14 protein-coding genes are annotated in these 17716 nt (G+C 43.2%); 5 read left to right on the top strand and 9 right to left on the bottom strand.

The genetic code is table 11. From position 1 onward, the window contains the following. Positions 1–311 precede the first annotated feature (311 nt). Both murI and btuB read right to left on the bottom strand, forming a co-directional pair. Positions 312–1175 (bottom strand): glutamate racemase, encoded by an 864-nt coding sequence (gene murI / locus C5469_RS08080; protein WP_166304721.1) that lies wholly within the window; start codon positions 1173–1175, stop codon positions 312–314. Continuing rightward, positions 1120–2979: a TonB-dependent vitamin B12 receptor BtuB gene (btuB, locus tag C5469_RS08075; RefSeq protein WP_166304718.1), complete on the bottom strand. Its 1860-nt coding sequence runs from the start codon at positions 2977–2979 to the stop codon at positions 1120–1122. The genes murI and btuB overlap by 56 nt, the downstream gene beginning before the upstream one ends. A gap of 184 nt (positions 2980–3163) precedes the next feature. Between btuB and trmA the strand changes: the two genes are divergently transcribed. Further along, positions 3164–4264, top strand: coding sequence for a tRNA (uridine(54)-C5)-methyltransferase TrmA (gene trmA, locus C5469_RS08070; RefSeq protein WP_166304716.1), 1101 nt, complete (start codon positions 3164–3166; stop codon positions 4262–4264). Between the two features lie 66 nt (positions 4265–4330). Here the strand turns inward: trmA and C5469_RS08065 are convergent, their stop codons facing one another. Together C5469_RS08065 and fabR are read right to left on the bottom strand one after the other, a co-directional pair. Further along, a complete protein-coding gene (locus C5469_RS08065; protein ID WP_054477683.1) occupies positions 4331–4702 on the bottom strand; it encodes a YijD family membrane protein in 372 nt (123 codons plus the stop codon). Positions 4703–4725: 23 nt separating this feature from the next. Beyond that, complete coding sequence (gene fabR, locus C5469_RS08060) at positions 4726–5361, bottom strand: HTH-type transcriptional repressor FabR (RefSeq protein WP_166304736.1); 636 nt, start codon at positions 5359–5361, stop codon at positions 4726–4728. Positions 5362–5551: 190 nt separating this feature from the next. Here fabR and sthA point away from each other — a divergent pair, with 190 nt between their 5' ends. Beyond that, complete coding sequence (sthA, locus tag C5469_RS08055; RefSeq protein WP_166304713.1) at positions 5552–6949, top strand: Si-specific NAD(P)(+) transhydrogenase; 1398 nt, start codon at positions 5552–5554, stop codon at positions 6947–6949. Here sthA and oxyR read toward each other — a convergent pair. The 5 genes from oxyR to argC all read right to left on the bottom strand — a co-directional run bounded on the left by oxyR (position 6941) and on the right by argC (position 12619). After that, positions 6941–7846: a DNA-binding transcriptional regulator OxyR gene (oxyR, locus tag C5469_RS08050; protein ID WP_166304710.1), complete on the bottom strand. Its 906-nt coding sequence runs from the start codon at positions 7844–7846 to the stop codon at positions 6941–6943. The two genes, sthA and oxyR, sit on opposite strands and share 9 nt — an antisense overlap. Positions 7847–7999: 153 nt before the next feature. Beyond that, positions 8000–9382, bottom strand: a complete 1383-nt coding sequence (gene argH, locus C5469_RS08045; RefSeq protein WP_166304707.1) for an argininosuccinate lyase — start codon at positions 9380–9382, stop codon at positions 8000–8002. Positions 9383–9533: 151 nt separating this feature from the next. Then, entirely contained in the window at positions 9534–10748 is a 1215-nt protein-coding gene (locus C5469_RS08040) for an argininosuccinate synthase (protein ID WP_166304704.1), read from the bottom strand. Between the two features lie 67 nt (positions 10749–10815). Continuing rightward, positions 10816–11589, bottom strand: coding sequence for an acetylglutamate kinase (gene argB, locus C5469_RS08035; RefSeq protein ID WP_054477662.1), 774 nt, complete (start codon positions 11587–11589; stop codon positions 10816–10818). 25 nt (positions 11590–11614) lie between these two features. After that, complete coding sequence (gene argC / locus C5469_RS08030) at positions 11615–12619, bottom strand: N-acetyl-gamma-glutamyl-phosphate reductase (RefSeq protein ID WP_166304701.1); 1005 nt, start codon at positions 12617–12619, stop codon at positions 11615–11617. 102 nt (positions 12620–12721) lie between these two features. Here argC and argE point away from each other — a divergent pair, with 102 nt between their 5' ends. The 3 genes from argE (at position 12722) to C5469_RS08015 (ending at position 17692) form a co-directional block, all read left to right on the top strand. Beyond that, positions 12722–13879 carry an acetylornithine deacetylase gene (gene argE, locus C5469_RS08025; RefSeq protein WP_166304698.1) on the top strand — a complete coding sequence of 386 codons (1158 nt, stop codon included), beginning with the start codon at positions 12722–12724 and terminating at the stop codon, positions 13877–13879. Positions 13880–14161: 282 nt separating this feature from the next. After that, on the top strand, positions 14162–16798 hold the full coding sequence (gene ppc, locus C5469_RS08020) for a phosphoenolpyruvate carboxylase (RefSeq protein WP_166304695.1): 2637 nt from the start codon (positions 14162–14164) through the stop codon (positions 16796–16798). 312 nt (positions 16799–17110) lie between these two features. Next, positions 17111–17692, top strand: coding sequence for a YolA family protein (locus tag C5469_RS08015; RefSeq protein ID WP_166304693.1), 582 nt, complete (start codon positions 17111–17113; stop codon positions 17690–17692). Positions 17693–17716 lie beyond the last annotated feature (24 nt).

Here is a 17716-nt window from a genome sequence, read left to right as displayed (position 1 = left end):
TGTTGTTCACTCTTCAAGACTTGTCAGTATTTTTTTGTGATACCGTCTTGTGAGTGCCCACACAGATTGTCTGATTAATTGTTAAAGAGCAGGCTGCCATAAAATCGCATGTTCCCGGTCAGCCGGGCTGCGTATATTACACTGTTCGCCCGCAGAGTCAAGCGCTTATTCACGTTGCTCTGCCTGACCCCACCAGCTTTTTTCTCAGCGGGGTGTCGGTCAGTGGAGGCGCATTATAGGGCGTTCTTCGGCGCTGGCAAGTGTTTATTTGAAAAAAACCAACGACTGCCGATTATTTCATCCAATTTCATTTAAGTTACTAGTTTTTTCAATTTTGAGAATCCATATTCCTGCAAAATGGGGATTAATGCATCAGTATCAGCATCCTGTTTCATACAATAAGCAAGGCTATCTGCTGCGGTACAAACAAGATTCTCCTGATTTCTAACCAACCAAGCTATTCTTCTGGCAATAGCTGCACCGGAGTCAATTAAGCGTGTACCATTAGGTAATACCTGAATTAGTTCTTCTGCCAATAGTGGAAAATGAGTACAACCCAATACTATCGTGTCAGGCGGTTCTTTCATTCTGAGCCAAGGTCTCAATATTCTTTTTAAAGCGTCGAAAGAGACCTCACCACCATGCAATTTAACTTCAGCCAACTCTACCAATTCAGCAGAGCCTATAGATTCAATCCGGCAATCTGTCGCGAATCTTTCGATCAATTCTTTTGTATAGGCGCGGTTAACTGTCGCTCTGGTGGCCAACAATCCAATAATTCCATTACGGGTTAACTTTGCGGCGGGTTTTATTGCCGGAACTACTCCAACCACAGGGAAACCGAACCGTTCGCGCAGAGCTGGCAAACTAACTGTACTTGCTGTGTTGCATGCAATAACGACTATTGCCAGTGGATGTTTTTGCTGAACAGCGTCAACAATTTTAACGATTCGTTCAACAATAAATTCTTCCGATTTCTCACCGTAAGGAAATGCTTCATTATCAAAAATATACATATAGTGGAGATCCGGTAGTAATTGCCGGATCTCTTGGTAAACAGATAAACCACCTACACCAGAGTCAAATATTAAAACTGTCGGACAAGCGAATTTATTCAAATCAGAAGTTATAGCTCCCAGTGAGGTAGTATTCACGTCCTGGAGTGCGATAGCCATAAACTGTCTCGTAATCTTTATCAAGCAGGTTGGCTATTCTACCACGAATTGTTAAGTGAGAGGTGACCGGATATGAAACAGCTAAATCCCAGAAGCTAACACCACCTAATTTCACTTTTTGAGCGGGATATGTACTGAAATCGTTATCATAACGCTGCCCCAGATATTGATAAGTTAACCCCCAATCAAAATCATATAACTGCCAGTCAAGTTGATATTTCACTTGTTGCTTCGCACGACGAGTTAAAACTTCATTAGTTTCACTATTACGTGGCTCAATATATTGTAATGTCAGTTGATGCTGGAATATGCCGGTATCCATTGAGCCAGTCCACTCAACACCTTTAATTTTTACTTTGCCAATATTGTAGTAGTGACTATTTGTATAATCGATCAATTGCTCAATATCATTACGATATACAGAAAGACGCCAATTCAGCAAGCCAGCTACACTTTCAATACCACCTTCCCATTGTTTACTTTCTTCGGGCTTCAAATCGTAATTTCCACCAAAACCATACATCTGACTTAGCGTCGGCGCTTTAAACGCCGTACCATAAGAAACAATCAAACGATAACCTTCAATAAACTCCCAGCCTGCACTGGTTTGCCATGTAGTATTCCAGCCAGCTTCTGAATGTTTATCTGAACGAATGGCACCTTCTAGAATCAAATCTTTTAATTGCTGCTGTGCTGTCAGATATATTCCTGTATTACGTACCGTTTCATTCGTCGGAATATAATTTGTTCCTGCGTCTATGGACTGTTTTTGAAAATCTACACCAGTACTCACCATTCCCTGATATAACTGAAAAGTATTTCCCCATTGCAGGTTATATTGTTCAGAATCACCCAGAGTAGCGGACTTGTCATAGCGTCCATATTTAGGATCAAAGTCATAGTCTTTTATATAACTATAACTTGTGATTAGTTGGGACGAGTAACTCCCTTGGTTAAATCGGATTCCTGCGTCATAGTGACGGCTATAAAGTTCACGGGTATCCGGCCTGGCATATGGATAATTCCAGTTAACATCGGCATCATAAGATGTTCTATTATCATAGCCATAAGCACGGGCAAATCCGCTGAATTGCTCATTAAATTTTTGATCTATTCCCAACCAGAGCATTTTACTCATAAAACCATCACGGTCAGGTTGTCTGAAACCACCAGTATTACCAGCAGAAACAACATCATATCCTTTAGTGTAAGTATAGCTAGCTGCTGCTGTCATGACAGTATTTTCGGCCAACTTTCGCTGGGTTGCGCCCTCATAAATCTGGTAACCATGTGAGCCGATACCTACGTTGAGGTTAGTTCCCAGTTTCTCTCTGGTCGTAATGATATTGATAACACCGCCAATCGCATCAGAGCCATAAACAGCTGAACGTGGTCCGCGGATATACTCAACTTTCTGAACCAATGATATAGGTATTTGGCTTAAATCAGAGGAACCACTGACACCTGCCTGATTTAAACGTATTCCGTCCATCAGCACCAATACATGACGAGAGTCAGTACCACGGATAAACAGAGAACTAAACTGTCCAATACCACCATTTCGCGCAATATCAACACCAGGCAGGCGGCGTAAAATATCAGCTACACTATTTGATTGCCAACGCTCAATTTCATCTCGTGTTACAACAGTATAAGGAGCCAGTATGCTTGAGACAGGCTGTTTAAACCTACTTGCCGTAACAACCAATGAATCCTGCCGCCCCTCCGCAACAGAGGAATAATTCCAACCGGAGATCACCACGATTGAAACAACGGATAATAAAAATCGGTTTTTATTTATCATGTAGAGAAAACATCCCACAATTTATTGTTAGAAGGACACGCTACGACGAAGCATTGAGCCTATTCATAATAGTAAGCATAGACAAGATCATGCATGAGTAATAAGAAAACTGGACATCCTTTGTTCTTTCCCTACAATTTCGCACGAAAATTTTTCTTACTACAGATATAAGAGAACAAACATAATGCAAAATCCCCTGCCAACGGAAAGTTATCAACAACAACTTACAGAGAAAGTAAGCCGCTTAAAAAGCATGATGGCGTCTTTCCAGACCCCGGAGCCAGAGGTTTTCCGCTCACCAGTATCTCATTACAGAATGCGGGCAGAATTTCGTATTTGGCATGAGCAGGATGATTTGTACCACATTATGTTTGAGCAACAAACGAAACAGCGTATTCGCATTACTCAATTCCCCGTTGCTAGTAACTTAATCAACAAAATGATGGAAGTACTAATTGACTCCATTAGATCTGAACAGACCCTGCGCCATAAGCTATTTCAGATTGATTATCTATCCACTTGCAGTAATAAAATCCTCGTTTCTCTGCTTTATCACAAAAAATTGAGTGACGAATGGACACAACAAGCATTAAAACTACGTAATCAGTTAAGAAATAAAGGATTTGATGTTGAACTCATTGGCAGAGCAGCTAAAACTAAAATCATGTTGGATCATGATTATATTGATGAAGTTTTGCCTGTTGCAGGCCGGAAAATGATCTACCGCCAAGTGGAAAACAGTTTCACCCAGCCAAATGCTAGCGTCAATATTCATATGCTCGAATGGGCAATTGATATTACCAAAGGTTCAAAAGGCGATTTACTTGAACTTTACTGCGGTAATGGTAATTTTTCTCTGGCGCTAGCTCAAAATTTTGAAAGAGTACTAGCAACAGAAATTGCTAAGCCATCTGTTGCAGCCGCTCAATATAATATCGCGGCCAACAATATTGATAATGTGCAAATTATCCGCATGTCAGCCGAAGAATTTACTCAAGCAATGAATGGCGAACGCGAATTTAATCGTCTTCAAGGAATCGATTTGAAAAGCTATCAATGTGAAACCATTTTTGTCGATCCACCACGTAGCGGCCTTGATAAAAAAACTGTTGAAATGGTCCAGGCATATCCACGAATTCTTTATATTTCCTGCAACCTAGAAACTCTTTGCCACAACTTAGAAACATTAACCCAAACGCATAAAATCAGTCGCCTAGCTCTATTCGACCAGTTCCCGTATACACATCATATGGAATGTGGCGTACTTTTGGAAAAATTAAGTTAATATTGAACCGCTATATAAAACAAAAGCGCCGCAAATATTTTTTATCCTTGCGGCGCTTTTGACCAACTAATCGCAACCTTCTACAATTGCTTGGTTTTTACGGATTTTGACTTTTCTATAAATCCAGAACACCAATACGGTACCAATTACCGCAGGTAGAAAATTAGAACCAATTTCAGGATATTCAACCCTGATAATTGCACTATAACTAAATAATCCTAACAGGAAGCAGGCGACAACCAACTTAGGCATGCCATCTGGCATTGAGTAATTCAAATAGCGCTGATGGAGACAGTAAATTGATAAAACCAGTGTTATCAGTGGGAAAACTGAAAAAGAAACAACTGAGCTAAAAACTGCTGAAAACGTTCCATTAGTTGCTAATCCGACAATCAAAGCAAGTAACAATGTACTTTTGTCCTGGCGGTATTGTTCCATCATTTCGTTCTCCTTCTTCATAGTTATTTAAGTTTAGGGTCCGGTGGATTCATTTCTCTGCGATACCAATAATATGCACCTTTAGCAATCATCCGTAGTTGCAAGACTAAACGTTCTTCCAAACGCTGTCTTTTCTCCAAATCAATATCCAGTGCTTCTGCACCTGCACTGAATACTATTGTTACCATTGCCTCTGCCTGTACTTCAGTAAAATGTCTCGGCATATGACTTTCTTGCTCCAAATAGTCTGCCAGCTCAGCAATAAAATGTTGGATTTCCCGTGCTACAGCAGCACGGAATTCAGCAGAAGTACCTGAGCGTTCACGTAATAATAATCGGAATGCGTTTGGATTATTACCAATAAATTCCATAAAAGTTGAAACAGAAGTACGGATAACACTGCCACCTTTCGCAATACGTTGCCGGGCTTGCCTCATTAACTGACGCAGCATCAAGCCACTCTCATCAACCATAGTAAGTCCCAATTCATCAACGTCACGGAAATGACGATAAAATGAAGTTGGCGCAATACCTGCTTCACGGGCAACTTCACGCAAGCTAAGACTGGTAAAACTCCTTTCAGCACTCAGTTGGCTGAATGCAGCCTCGATCAATGAACGACGGGTTTTTTCTTTCTGTTTCGCTCTGACGCCAGTAATGTTACTCACACGAATCCTGATATCTCTGTCTGAATATAACCAAATTTTATGATGATGCTCCTATCATGTCACTGATACTGATCTGTTTCACCATGAAACTGCGACACTAAATCTTTATGGCGTTTGGGTTATTAAGTCAACCAATGTTAATATGGCGTTGTAACTTTGTGTAAAAACAGGTCTTTCCTCTATGCAACATATTCATTTTGACGCCATTGTCATTGGCTCCGGCCCCGGAGGGGAAGGAGCAGCAATGGGACTGGTGAAACAGGGTAAAAGCGTTGCAGTTATCGAACGCTATAATAATGTCGGAGGTGGTTGTACTCATTGGGGTACTATCCCGTCCAAAGCCCTCCGCCACGCTGTCAGCCGTATTATAGAATTTAACCAAAATCCTCTGTACAGTGATAACTCCCGCATTCTTCGTTCTTCATTTGCCGAAATCTTACGCCGTGCCGAAATTGTCATCAATCAGCAAACTAAAATGCGCCAGGGATTTTACGAGCGCAACGGGTGCCGTATGTTTTCCGGGGAAGCCACTTTTATTGATGAACATCGGGTAAGTGTGCGTTATGCCGATGATAACTACGATATCTTAAGTGCAGATAAGATTATTATCGCAACAGGTTCCCGCCCCTATTGCCCGCCGGATGTTGATTTCACACATTCACGTATTTATAACAGTGATTCAATTCTGAAACTGGATCATGAACCACGGCATGTCATTATTTATGGCGCTGGGGTGATTGGTTGTGAATATGCTTCAATTTTCCGTGGATTAGGCGTGAAAGTTGATTTAATCAATACCCGTGACCACTTGCTGGCTTTCCTTGATCAAGAGATGTCAGACGCACTTTCCTACCATTTCTGGAATAGCGGTGTCGTGATACGTCACAATGAAGAATATTCTAAAATTGAAGGTGTTGATGATGGCGTGATTGTTCATCTCAAATCCGGTAAAAAAGTCAAAGCTGACTGTCTACTTTATGCTAACGGTCGAACAGGCAATACCGATACTTTAGGACTGAAAAATGTGGGTCTGGAAGCAGATAGCCGCGGTTTATTAAAGGTCAATAAGATCTATCAAACCAACAACGAAAATATCTATGCCGTAGGAGATGTTATCGGTTATCCAAGCCTGGCATCCGCTGCTTATGATCAAGGCCGAATTGCCGCTCAAGCGATGACCAAGGGCAGCGCAGAAGTTCATCTAATTGAAGATATTCCAACAGGTATCTATACCATTCCTGAAATCAGTTCTGTGGGAAAAACAGAACAACAATTAACTGCGATGAAAGTGCCTTACGAAGTTGGTCGCGCACAATTTAAACACCTTGCGCGCGCTCAAATTGCAGGGATGAACGTAGGAAGTTTGAAAATATTGTTTCACAGAGAAACAAAAGAGATTCTTGGAATTCACTGCTTCGGGGAGCGGGCCGCTGAAATCATTCATATCGGTCAAGCTATTATGGAACAAAAAGGTGAAAGTAATACTATCGAATATTTCGTCAATACTACTTTCAACTATCCAACCATGGCTGAAGCCTATCGTGTCGCGGCCTTGAATGGCCTGAACCGGCTATTTTGATTGCCCGTAATAAGCATTCATTTTAGCTTTAATCGCCTCTGCCAATTGCTCATAGCGACTACGCAGAGGTGAACCAGGGCGATAAATCAAAATGACAGACCGTTTAGGTTCAGGGTTGCTACATTTCAGATAACAGACACCATCACGTTTTCTCTCCTGCGGCACTGCTAAGTCAGGCAATAACGTTATTCCACTACCAGCAGCAACCATATTACGCAGAGTTTCCAAGCTAGTTGCACGGAAATGTGTATCTTCTTTCGCTCCAGCCTGAAAACAGAAACCCATTGCCTGATCGCGCAAGCAATGACCATCTTCCAGCATCAACAATTTCTCACCGGCCAATTCATCCATAGAGACTTTTTCCCGATCTGCCCAGAGATGATCATCATAGATTGCTAATTTCATAGGTTCTTCAAACAGCGGAACTTCAATGAACGCTTCCGTCTCCTTGACCATAGCCAGAATCGCACAATCCAATTTGCCACTATGCAACTGGCCTAACAGGCTTTGCGTCTGAGCTTCATGCAGATACATTTCCAGCTTAGGGAACAAATAATGCAGCTCAGGAATAATATGCGGTAACAGATATGGGCCAATTGTCGGGATCAAACCAATATGCAGAGGGCCAGACATATTTTCCCCCTGAAGTGACGCCATTTCCTGCAAGATCCTAACCTCACGGAGAACTGTTTTAGCTTGTTCCACTAATAACATCCCTTGCTGAGTGAACAAAACCTTACGGCTGGTACGCTCCAATAGCATTACACCTAGCTCATCCTCAAGCTTACGAATTTGCCCGCTCAACGTAGGCTGGCTGACGTGGCAAAAATCGGCAGCATGGCGAAAGTGCCTATGCTCCGCAAGAGCCACAAGATATTCCAGATCGCGGATATTCATTCCCAACCTCAACATATTTAATATAAGTGATAGAAACTACCAATAAATAATTATATCAATGTGAGGAAAAAACTATCAAATAATCCTTAAAAACTTATATGTAAAGATCTTATTTATTTTTACAGGAGATATATTCATACCCCCTGCTGACTATTACTGATCTAGTTTCAATCTCTGTTTAGCATCTGAAATCGCTTTCATGACCTGTTTTCGTGATACGCCACCTTTTGAAAGGCGCTTATCCAAACAAGATTGCAGAGACAAAATATCGTATACATCTTCAGTAATTGTACGGCTGAATTTCTGCAACTCTGCTAATGACAACGCTTCCAATGCCTTACCCTGAGCAAGCGCCATAACTACGATTTCCCCGACAAGATGGTGAGCTTCACGGAATGGAACACCTTTTACAACCAGATAATCAGCCAGTTCGGTTGCATTGGCATAGCCTTGTTTAGCTGCTTCTTCACAACGTGAACGCCTCACCTGTATTCCATCCAACACCAGCGCTGCCATATGCAAGCAATCCAACCAAGTGTCTAACGCATCGAACAACCCTTCTTTGTCCTCCTGCATATCTTTATTATAGGCAAGTGGTAAGCCCTTCAAAGTCATCATCATACCGGTCAACGCACCTTGGACCCGGCCACATTTCCCACGAATTAACTCCAATGCATCTGGGTTTTTCTTCTGGGGCATCAGAGAAGAACCGGAAGTTACCCGATCGGACAGTTCGATAAACCCTGCTTCGCCACTGTTAAAGAAAATTAGGTCTTCAGCGAAACGAGAGAGGTGGATCATGCTGATGCTAGCATCAGATAACAATTCCAATACATGGTCACGATCTGAAACACTATCCAGGCTGTTACGGGTTGCAGAAGCAAAACCCAACCACGATGCAAGTTGTTCACGGTCAATATCATAAGCAGTTCCTGCCAATGCACCACATCCAAGCGGACTAATATCCAGTCGTCTTAACGCATCCTGTAACCGGCTTTCATCACGAGCCAACATTTCTGTATAAGCCAGGCACCAATGAGCAAATGTGACAGGCTGTGCTCTTTGCAGATGAGTATAGCCAGGCATCACCGCATCTTGATTGTTCTCTGCGGTAATAACCAATGCCTGCTGTAATGCCACAATTGCCTGATGAATATGTGTAATTTGCTTTTTACACCAAAGTTTGAGATCTGCCGCCACCTGATCATTACGGCTACGGCCAGTATGGAGCTTTTTACCCAAATCACCGACTTTGCTGATCAACTGCTCTTCCACCCAACTATGAATATCTTCTGCATTACTTTGCAAGATGGCTCGTGGATTAGCTTGCACTTCGTTTAGTAGCTCATTTAATGCCAGCTCTAGTTTTTGTTGTTCCTCAGCCGTCAGTACATCAACCGTCACCAACGCTTTTGACCATGCAACTGACCCCGTAATATCCTGTTCCACCAGCCGGTAATCAAAACGTAATGAATCGTTAAACTGTTTGAACTGTTGATCTGCTTCCTGACTGAAACGTCCACCCCAAAGTGCCATATTTTCGTTCCTGATTATCTGATGTCTGAGTGATTATTGCCTTTTTATAAACCGCAATTTTATTCACAAAGTGGAAATAATAGGCCAGAAGAGTCAACCCAAGGATGGATTCACAATCTGGCCATTATTCCCGTTACCATGGACGATGAAATTACTTCTTACTATTTAATGCCCTAATACGTGAAGGGAGAGAATACAGACGTATAAACCCTTCTGCATGGCTGTGATCATAGACTTCATCTTCACCAAACGTTGCAAATTCTTCAGAATAAAGGCTGTTTGCTGATTTCTTCTGGATAGCTGTCACCTGACCTTTATAAAGTTTCAGTACCACTTCACCGCTAACATCTGTTGCCAAAACCTCAGCAGCTGCTTGAATAGACTGACGCAACGGAGCAAACCAACGTCCGTCATAAACGACATAAGACATTTCCAATCCAAGTTGTTGACGCCATTTAAAACTATCACGGTCTAAAACCAATTGTTCGACACCACGCAACGCAGCCATCATGATCGTTCCTCCTGGAGTTTCATAACAGCCGCGGGATTTCATACCTACCAAGCGGTTTTCCACAATATCGATCCGACCGATACCATGTTTTGCACCTAAAATATTCAACTCTTCAAGGCATTGATATGGAGGTAATACCTTACCATTAATCCCAATCACTTCGCCTTTCTCAATAGTGACGTTTACCAGCTCAGCTTCATTTGGTGCTTCTTCTGGCTCTGCCGTCCATACCCAGCAATCTTTATTAGATGCATTCCAGGTACTTTCCAATACTCCACCTTCTGTAGAAATATGCCATGCATTCTCATCACGACTGTAAATCTTCTCAAGTGTTGCTGTAGTCGGAATATCCCGCTCTTTCAAATAATCCAACAATGCTTCACGAGAACGTAAATCCCACTCTCTCCAAGGTGCTACCACTTTCAACTGGGGGGCTAATGCAGTATAAGTACTTTCAAATCGAACTTGATCGTTGCCCTTACCTGTTGCACCATGAGCCAGTGCATCTGCTCCCACTTGCAGCGCTAGTTCAACCTGTGCTTTAGCAATAATTGGCCGCGCCATTGAAGTTCCCAGCAAATAGCTACCTTCATACAGCGCGCCGGTTTTCAGTACCGGATAAACATAATCTTTGATGAACTCTTCACGTAGATCGACAACGTGACAAGCCGATGCACCAGAGCGCAGAGCTTTCTGCTCCACCCCCTCCAAGTCTTCACGGCTTTGGCCTACATCTGCGACAAAAGCGACAACTTCACAGTTGTCATAATGCTCTTTTAACCAAGGAATAATGGCAGAAGTATCCAGACCACCAGAATATGCGAGAACTATTTTCTTAATGTCTTTAGTATGCATGAAGTTACCCTTTGAAATTCCGTTGTTGTTCATCAGCAAAGCCTTGCCGAAAATTAATCAAACTGATTTAAGCCAGAATACGAGTACCGACGGGAATACCGTTAAATAAAGCAGTCAGTTGGTCCGCATGACGCCAACTGGCGATATCTACTGGGCGACCTAATGTCCTAGCTGCATCTAGAGCTGCATTCACCTTCACAATCATGCCGTTAGTAATGATGCCTTGTATAATAAGTTGCTCTGCTTTTTGAGCATTCATGTCAGATATCTTCTGCCCTTTACCATCCAGAATCCCACTAACATCAGACAGCAGTACCAAATCAGCAGACAACGTTTGAGCTATCGCCGTCGCTGCTTGATCTGCATTCACATTCATCAGTTCCCCTTTATCAGTCACACCAATTGAACTGATAATCGGCATATAGCCAGCATCCAGCAAAATTTTCAGCAAGTTAGCATCACCTGGCATCGCTTTTCCTACATGCCCTAGCTCTTCACTCAGTTGGGAAACTGTGACTACATTACCATCGCCTAAATATAATCCAACTGATGCCAACTGATATTTAGTCGCCCACGACAGCAGAGTTTTATTGGCTGTACCTGCCAGTGCACCAGTGATAATCCCAATTTGATCGGACGGTGTCACCCGCAATCCTAGCTCTTTCACCACGGGCAGTTGCAACTTCTGCATCATTTCATCTACCAGATAACCACCACCATGAACAATAACCAACTGACGTTTGTGTGTTTTCCGATACTCTTGTAATGCAGTAAACACACGTTCCAGTGCTTCTTCATTATCCAGTAACACGCCACCTAACTTTATGACTAAAGGTTCCATCTGCTCTACTCCCTCACGCCAATAATTAAAGTAATGCCTGAGTTTCTTCAAACCCAAAACGTATATTCATACACTGAACTGCCTGAGCTGATGCACCTTTCAAGAGATTATCCTCAGTACCCACAATAACCAGGTGATCACCCTGTACAACAAAACCGATATCACAGAACGGCAATCCAACAACCGATTTCAGCGCCGGCACCCCTTTACTGTAGAGCCGCACTAATGGCTTATCTTTATATGCCTGTTGATAAGCCTCATTAATCTGCCCAGAGGTAACACCTGGCTTCAATTTACAGGTAATTGTGGCCAAAATACCCCGCACGAAATTCCCAAGATGTGGAGTAAAAATCACTCTGGTACCCAGATGTTCTTCAATCTCTGGTTGATGACGATGGGTAAATATCCCATAAGGTTGCAAGCTAACCTCACAGAAACTGTTAGTCATGGTAGCCTTCCGCCCTGCCCCACTCACGCCACTAGTGGCATTAATCACCGGCCAGTAGTTGGTATCTAGCAAGCCATTTTCCAGTAGTGGCTTCAGGGAAAGTTGAGAAACCGTTGGATAGCACCCCGGAATGGCAATCAACTGGGCCTGTTTGACTTTTTCAGCCTGCCATTCAGCAAGTCCATATACAGCTTGTTCTAACCATTGAATATGTTTATGTTTAAATCCATAGTATTGTTGATAAATCTGCGTGTTTTGTACGCGATAGGCACCGGAAAGATCGAACACTATGCAACCAGCTGCCAGAAACACAGGCACAATGTCATGACTGACCTCATGGGCAGTGGCAAGGAAAACCACATCAACTCCTTTAGCAACATCAGTGATGTCAGTAAGTGGTTGCAATGGCAGATCAATGATGCCTTTATACTGTGGATGTAAATCTGAGAAGCATTTATCAGCATCAACACTTTGGGCAGAAACCATCAGTCCAATCAGATTTGTATGCGGGTGACGATGCAGATATGCTGCCAGTTCTGCTCCGGTATAACCACTTGCACCAACAACCAGCGTATTCAACATAAGATATCTTTACCTTGTGTTCAGTATTTAAACGGGATAATGTATTTTTATTCAAAAAAAATGCATGAATATTGATACTATCATGAATAAAGGCTGTCAACAGTGAACATTAAATTACCTCCATTTATTGAGATATTTCGGCAGATAATCGCTACTCCATCTATCAGTGCTAGCGATGCCAGCATTGATCAAAGTAATGAGCCTTTAATCAACCTTCTGGCAAGCTGGTTAAAGGAAATTGGTTTCGAGATTGAGATACAGCCCGTACCCGAAATCCACGGAAAATATAATTTACTGGCGACTCTGGGAAGTGGCCCAGGTGGGTTACTGCTGTGTGGACACACTGATACCGTACCTTTTGACGAAGGACTCTGGACTAAAGATCCTTTCACCCTAACAGAACGCGATAACAAACTGTACGGGTTGGGTACAGCAGATATGAAAGGCTTTTTCGCTTTTATCATTGATGCCTTGCGAGATATTGATGTCAGTAAGATGACCCGTCCACTGTACATTCTAGCTACCGCAGATGAAGAAACAACAATGGCTGGTGCTCGTTATTTTGCAGCAAGTGCAACTATCCAGCCAGATTTCGCCATTATCGGCGAACCAACATCATTGCAGCCTATCTGTGCACACAAAGGACACTTATCGAACGCTATCCGCATTATCGGCCAATCAGGACACTCTAGTGATCCAGCCCGTGGGATAAACGCCATTGATTTGATGCATGAATCTATTGGTCATCTGATTGAGTTACGCAATACGCTCAAAGAGCGTTACAACAATCCAGCATTTGCCATTCCATACCCGACAATGAACTTCGGCTATATTCATGGAGGTGACGCGGTGAACCGTATTTGTGCACATTGTGAATTGCATATGGATATTCGCCCGTTGCCAGGGCTGACGTTACAAGATTTGAATGGACTGTTAAATGAAGCCTTGGAACCAGTGAAACAACGGTGGCCTGGCCGTCTGACTATCAATGAATTACATCCCCCCATTCCTGGTTATGAATGCCCAACAGACCACAAGATGGTCGATGTAATAGAAAAACTGCTAGGCCGTAGAGCTGAAACAGTGAACTACTGTACCGAAGCGCCATTCATTCAAGAATTATGTCCAACTTTAGTCCTTGGCCCAGGCTCTATTGAGCAGGCACACCAGCCAGATGAATTTATTGATATGTCATTCATTGAACCTACCAGAAAGATAATTTCTCAATTAGTCGATCATTTTTGTCTGAACAATAATTAATTGTTTCAACGTGTCCCCCTAAAAATCAGGGGGACTCAAACATTAGAGCAAGCAACAAAAGCACGTTTCCTAAGCTTTCTGGCATATAAGTAATACTTATAGAACATAACCGGTCATTAAATTTTAGAAATTTCTCCCAAACTGATTATTTTCTGATATGAATATCATGCTTAGGGTAAGTGCAAAACTGTGGCGTCACAAAAACAATTTTACGCCACTTTACTAAAATTTTTCTACAGGAACAGAATCAACATTCTGCCAGCAATAAAGGCCAAGATTCACATGAACCAACAATATTCCGCAATGCGCAGTAATGTCAGCATGCTAGGTAAGCTGCTCGGAGACACGATCAAAGAAGCGCTAGGGGAAGATATTCTCGACAAAGTCGAGAATATCCGTAAATTATCCAAATCATCCCGCGCCGGCAATGAAGAACACCGCCAGCAGCTATTATCTACATTACAAAACCTATCTAATGATGAACTGTTGCCAGTGGCCCGCGCTTTCAACCAATTTCTCAACCTGACAAACGTCGCAGAACAGTATCACAGCATCTCCCCACACGGTGAAGCTGCCAGCAACCCGGTTGCATTAGCGAAATTATTCACTCACTTAAAAGAAAAAAACTTCAATAACGACGACCTGAAAAAAGCAGTAAATGAACTGTCTATTGAACTAGTTCTCACCGCTCACCCAACTGAAATCGCACGTCGTACATTGATCCATAAGCTGGTAGCAGTTAACACCTGTCTGTCGCAATTAGACCACGATGATCTGGCGGATTATGAACGTAACAACATTATGCGCCGTCTGCGCCAGTTAGTTGCTCAGTCATGGCATACCGATGAAATCCGCAAAATCCGTCCTACCCCAATTGATGAAGCTAAATGGGGATTCGCGATGGTGGAAAACAGTTTGTGGGAGGGTGTTCCAGCATTCCTACGTGAATTCAATGAACAACTGGAAGAGTCAATCAATTATAGCCTACCGGTCGAAGCGGTACCTATCCGCTTTACTTCCTGGATGGGCGGCGACCGAGATGGTAATCCAAACGTAACGGCTGAAGTGACTCGCCATGTGTTACTACTTAGCCGCTGGAAAGCAGCCGATCTATTCCTGAAAGATATTCAGGTTCTGGTTTCTGAACTATCCATGTCCGAATGTACACCAGAAGTTCGTAAACTGGCAGGTGGTGATGAAGTTCTGGAACCTTATCGAGAAATCGCTAAAAAACTGCGGACACAACTCAGCAATACGCTGACCTATTTAGAGAAACAACTGACAGGAGAGCAAGTTCTGCCACCAACTGATTTGCTGGTGGATAATGAACAGCTCTGGCAACCACTTTACGCCTGTTATCAGTCATTAAGAACCTGTGGGATGGAAATCATTGCCAATGGTCAATTATTAGATATCTTGCGCCGCATCCGTTGTTTTGGCCTATCTCTGGTACGCCTTGATGTGCGTCAAGAAAGCGCCCGCCATACAACCGCCATTTCTGAATTGACACAATATTTGGAACTAGGTGACTACACCAGTTGGTCAGAAGAAGAGAAACAGGCTTTCCTACTGCATGAGCTGCATTCCAAACGTCCACTATTTCCACATAACTGGCAACCAAGCCATGAAACTCAAGAAGTTTTCTCAACCTGTAAAGTCATTGCGGAATCCCCTCAAGATGCCATCGCGGCTTACGTTATTTCAATGGCTAAAGCACCTTCTGATGTATTAGCTGTTCACTTGCTATTGAAAGAAGCCGGTTGCCCATTCACCTTCCCCGTTGCCCCACTGTTCGAAACCCTAGATGACCTGAATAATGCCGACAATGTCATTCAGCAATTGATGAATATTAAGTGGTATCGCTCACTGATTCAGGATAAACAGATGGTGATGATTGGTTATTCTGACTCAGCAAAAGATGCCGGAGTCATGGCTGCTGCATGGGCGCAATACCGAGCGCAGGATGCCTTAATCAAAGTCTGTGAAAAAGAGGGCGTCACACTGACTTTGTTTCACGGTCGTGGCGGTACTATTGGCCGCGGCGGTGCACCAGCACATGCAGCGCTGCTTTCTCAACCACCAGGAAGTCTGAAAGGAGGTCTACGTGTAACCGAACAAGGTGAAATGATCCGCTTTAAATTCGGTCTTCCACAGGTCACTATCAGTAGCTTAGCGTTGTATGCCAGTGCCATTCTGGAAGCAAACCTACTGCCACCACCGGAACCTAAACCGGAATGGCATCAGGTGATGGATACCCTGTCTGATGTTTCTTGCCAGATGTATCGTGATTATGTGCGTGAACAGCCCGATTTTGTGCCTTATTTCCGCGCGGCAACACCAGAACAGGAATTAGCTAAACTGCCTTTGGGCTCTCGCCCTGCCAAACGCCGTCCTACAGGAGGGGTAGAAAGTCTACGCGCTATCCCGTGGATCTTCGCCTGGACACAGAACCGCTTGATGTTACCAGCCTGGTTAGGTGCAGGCACTGCGCTACAAAAAGTGGTGAATGATGGTAAACAGGATGTACTGGCAGAAATGAGCCATGATTGGCCTTTCTTTACCACTCGCATTGGTATGCTAGAAATGGTCTTCGCCAAAGCTGATTTGTGGTTGACGGAATATTACGATCATCGTTTGGTAGATAAGAGCTTATGGCCGTTAGGCCAGAGGCTACGCGAGCAACTTTCTGCGGATATTAAGATAGTATTAGCCATTTCCAAGGATGAACACCTGATGGCAGATTTACCGTGGATTGCAGAATCAATCGCTCTGCGTAATGTTTATACCGATCCATTAAACGTCCTACAGGCAGAACTATTACTACGTTCCCGTCAACAACAATATCCTGATCCACAGCTCGAACAGGCGTTGATGGTAACTATTGCTGGTATAGCAGCAGGAATGCGCAATACAGGTTAGTAACAGTCAGTAGTAGGCAATCTCCGCGCAACGATAATGACATTATTGAGCACAGTACTGGTATCTTTTTCCCCAGGCAATCTCATATAAAATGTGCTCAATAGACAACGAAAAAGAAACTATTTCTCACCCGTCCAAGCCTGATTTGAGAAAAATCTCTTATCATTTATCCAACCCTTTTTCCGCAACAGGGCAAGAAAATATGCAATAACGCCAGATTAATTCTCACCAATTACATAAATAAAGTTTGATGATGTGATTTTTTCTCACTTCCCTAGAATTGTATTTTTCCATTTCTAAGAGGGTTAAATCATGAAGAAAAATAAACTTGCCATTTTGCTATCTCTTGCTTCCTTGTTTGGTGTTAATGCTTATGCCCAAACAGAGCAACTGCCAGCAGTCCCGGCTGCTCAAAAAGTCCTAATAGAGCAATCCCAGCTACTGCCTAACGCTAAAAGTCCCATCCGAGCCGAAGAGCAGAATCTCAAAATCGAGGATGGGTCTGTTCATGCTCCCGCACCTGCGCTAACCAATATGTGGGTCTATGCCGTTGGTTCAACGAATTGCGGATGGGAATACACTTCCAACTTGTTTGCGACGACCTGCGATCACGGAGGACAGCAGCTCCGTGCCGCCGTTCTGGAAATTGGCTACGGGGTCAACCCCATTGCTTGGATGAATGGGGGTATACTGCCTAAATCAGCGACGTACTCTTCTCAAACAGTTTGTATTACGAACGGATACTACACTTGGCCGTGCACTGCTGGCCAAACTGTGGTTGGTTTCCTTAATGAATACAACCTCGACGGCAACCAGAATGGTACCTTCAGGTACCAGAACACTTCCACTAATTCGCCTTGGAATACCATGTCCGTGCAGATTAACATTCTTTAACCTGCTGAAATTAGCTTAAATCTG

Origin of the sequence: Photorhabdus cinerea (genome assembly GCF_011189575.1) — a bacterium.
Taxonomy (GTDB): domain Bacteria; phylum Pseudomonadota; class Gammaproteobacteria; order Enterobacterales; family Enterobacteriaceae; genus Photorhabdus; species Photorhabdus cinerea.
This window is presented reverse-complemented; position numbering and strand designations above follow the sequence as displayed.